This window comes from Bacillota bacterium (genome assembly GCA_012839765.1).
Classification (GTDB): domain Bacteria; phylum Bacillota; class Limnochordia; order DUMW01; family DUMW01; genus DUMW01.
In genome coordinates this window covers 1-3,396 of record DUMW01000056.1, presented here as the reverse complement: position 1 = coordinate 3,396, position 3,396 = coordinate 1, and the positions used below count along the sequence as shown (strand labels likewise).

Here is a 3,396-nt window from a genome sequence, read left to right as displayed (position 1 = left end):
GTTTCTATACCTCGTCAAAAACAGCAAGTCTCCTTCGATGTCTTTTGCAGGGATTTGGTCCTGGCTGGAAAAGGAGTTCCCTCCCCGAAGGAGAAATTCCATGGTGAAAGGAGTGGATCCGGTGGAAATGCGACTTGAACCCTATGCACAGATTAAGGACGCCACCGTCAAGGCCAGTTCCCAGCTGGATGTGTACGCCATCACCCGGCTCCAAGATGCCACCAGCCTCCGCATCAACGTGGTGGACGGCCGGTTAGACAGCATCCAGCGGGGGAGCATCCGGGGTACCGGGGTACAGGTCTTTACCAAGGAAGGACGCAGTGGTTTCGCCGCGGTGGACCGCATCGCCGGGGAAGAAATCCTAGGCTTAGTGGAACAGGCAGCCCGCCTGGCCAAGGATTCTCCGGAAGAGCATATCGACACCAACACCGAGGTGTTCAACCTTCCCAAGACCGAAGGGAAACGCCCCGCGAACATCACCTACGATCCCAACACCCTAGATCTGGACCCTTTGGAACAGGCCCTCATTGAGATTAACAGGGAGGCCCGGGAGTTGGGACCAGGGCTTTCGGTCATGACCGGCCTGTACATCAGCTACGAGGAATGGCGGATCTTCCGTTCCGACGGCACCGATGTACATTTTGCCTTTCCCCGCTGTGTGATCCGAAACGGCATCTCCGCCCGCAGCGCCGGACGGGCCTCCAGCACCATGGCGAACATTAGCGGTGTGGATCCCAGGGAACTCATCAAACCTGAAAGCAGGGAACTGCTCCGGAAACGTTCCAAGAAAGCCGCCGAGATTGCCCTGAACCTAACCAAGGCGGAACCGGTAAAAGCAGGTAACTATAAACTAGTCCTCGACTATGTGCTGGCTATGATCCTGGCCCACGAGGCCTTCGGCCATGCCGCGGAGGTGGACCGGGCCGAAACCACCATTCTGGCCCGCAATGGTCGGTTCCGTACCGGTGAAATGGTAGCCTCACCGCTGGTTTCCATCATCGATGGACCACTGCCGGGGGACCACGGAGACCAACCCTTTAGCGCCAATGGCGTCCCCAGGGAGACGGTAACCATTGTGGAAAACGGAGTCCTTAAGGATGGTCTCGCCGATGTTTTCTCCGCCCGTAAGGCGGGGGTACGAAACACCGGTGCCGCCCGGGCCGAAACCTACGCCCATCTGCCCGTGCCCCGGATGTCCAACATCCGGCTCATGGTAAGTAATGCGGTGCCCATCGATCGGGACTTTGAAGACATCACACCGGCGGATCTGCGGCCCATGCTGGAAAAGGCAGGTCTGCTAGAGAAAGACGAAGAGATCCTATATCTCTCCGGTGCTTTAGGTGGGCAGGTAAACCCCGCCACCGGTGACTTCGTCTTTTCTTGCTCCGGCGTCTACGAACTGAAGGATGAAGCGATCCCCCGCCAGGCCACCAGCTTCAGCGGCCAGATCCTTTCGGCCCTCCGGGCGATCTCCGGTGGTTTGGGGGGAGTGGCCGTCGATGCCACGGGAACCTGCGGGAAGCGCAGCCAGTCGGTACCCTGCGGCGGCGGCTCGAACCTGTTCATCGTGCTGGAGAAGGATAAGAGTATCACCATTGGAGGTGGGCGATGATGACCCGTCTAGATCTTGACCGTTTCTGCACAAAACTGGACAATGCTCTCCAAGGGCAGATGTCCTCCCAGGTACCGGCGGAACTGCGCATCACCGGCTGGCACTATTCCGTCACCGAACAGGAGGTAACCTCCATCGGTCTGAACGAGAATCGCCTGGGCGGACCCTACGCAGCCCCCTCCAGTCAACGGAAACTAACGGGACATCTACACCTGATCTGGTCTGACGGAAGCCACACCTACACCAATTTTGACCGCGGCATTCTCGAAGGGGACTTCCAACACTGGGTAAAGGTATGGAAACACATTGCCTATACCGATCCCGACGAACCGGACATCCTTCCTCCACAGGAGTACCCGGAAGTGAAGGTCTACGATCCGGATATCGCTAACCTCCCGGTCCAGGCCCACTTTGCGCTCATTGCCCAAGCCCGCAGGGAACTACAGGGCTACGGGATTGAAAACCTAGACGGGCAGTCCCAAAGCAGCGTCGGACAACGGATGATCCGAAACAGTGCGGGGCTTAACGTTTCGTTCCACGTAACCAACCGGTCCTTCGGCTTTTATGCCGACAACATCTATGGGAAATACTTCGGTAAACATCGTCTCCCCACCGAAGCCGAGGTCCAGCATCTGTTAACAACCGTGGGCCAGACCACCGCCCAGTTAAAACAGCCCACCACCGTACCCATCACTTCGGGGAAGATGCCCATTATCCTCATGCCCGATGTGACCGGTATGTTTCTGCAGCAGTACATCGGCCACAACCTGGAGGGAAGTCGGGTAGTGGAGGGCCACAGCGCCTTTACCCTGGAAGCCTTCCGGGCCAAGGAACAGGTTTTCTCGCCCCGTCTTTCGGTCTTTATTGAGCCTTTGCGGGATTACGAATACGGTACTGCCCCCTGCACAAACGAGGGGATCCCTTCTAAACGGCTGGCGGTAATCAAGGAGGGACGGCTGCAAACCCCCTTGCTGAACCGGAAGTATGCGAAGAAGGCCAATCTGGAGCCAACCCCCGCGGGTCCTTTGCTAATCCCCCGGGAAGGTTCCCTGTCCCAGTTGATCGGGGAAATCGATCGGGGACTTCTAATCCTCAGTGTCTTGGGTCTGCACTCCCAAAACACCACCGCCGGCACCTACTCGGTCACCGCCGACCAAGCATTGGTGATCGAGCAAGGCAGGCCAAGGGGGAAGGTCAAGGCATCCATCGCCGGTAATCTCTTTGCGCAGCTTAATTCCACAGACTTCGACTACGGCTTCGACGACTACGCGGATTATCCCGGTCTGCGGTTGCTGGCCGATGTTACCATTGAAGATTGATCCCCAGGGGCTAAGGCCCCTGGGCCCGTACAGGTCACCCTAAGGACAAGCGGTGAATAATCCCAACAAAACCCGAAAACATGACAGGGGATCCAAGAAAATGAGCAAACAGCTTTCATCACCAAACAGAGTTGTAACTCTGACCTATCTTTCTTTCGCCGTCCTCATCGTGGTTTGGATCGGAGCGTGGCTAGGCAAAGTCGCCTTGGAACAAAAACTAGACTACCTGGCCACCGCCACCGGCAGCTTCCTCTACTGGACAACGGCCAAGGTGATTATCTGGATTTTACCCGCCCTTTGGCTAATGAAAACAGCCGACCGCAGGGTAGGGGAGGTCTTTAATCTTTCCCAATGGAAAAGGTGGCTCCTTTGGGGAGGGGGCATCGGCTTGCTCATCGCCCTAACCGCCATCATCCCCAATTACCTGCAAGGAAAAAGACTGTTGCCGACCCAGTTCAGTTTCCC

Annotated in this window: 3 protein-coding genes; all 3 read left to right on the top strand. The window is 57.1% G+C overall.

Annotated features, from left to right (window positions below; translation table 11 throughout):
- The first annotated feature begins 100 nt into the window (after positions 1 to 100).
- A complete protein-coding gene (locus GXX57_05385; protein ID HHV44082.1) occupies positions 101 to 1,612 on the top strand; it encodes a TldD/PmbA family protein in 1,512 nt (503 codons plus the stop codon).
- Entirely contained in the window at positions 1,609 to 2,931 is a 1,323-nt protein-coding gene (locus GXX57_05380; protein HHV44081.1) for a hypothetical protein, read from the top strand. Before GXX57_05385 ends, GXX57_05380 begins: the two co-directional genes overlap by 4 nt.
- A gap of 100 nt (positions 2,932 to 3,031) precedes the next feature.
- The coding region (locus GXX57_05375; protein HHV44080.1) for a hypothetical protein at positions 3,032 to 3,396 on the top strand (365 nt) is incomplete at its 3' end.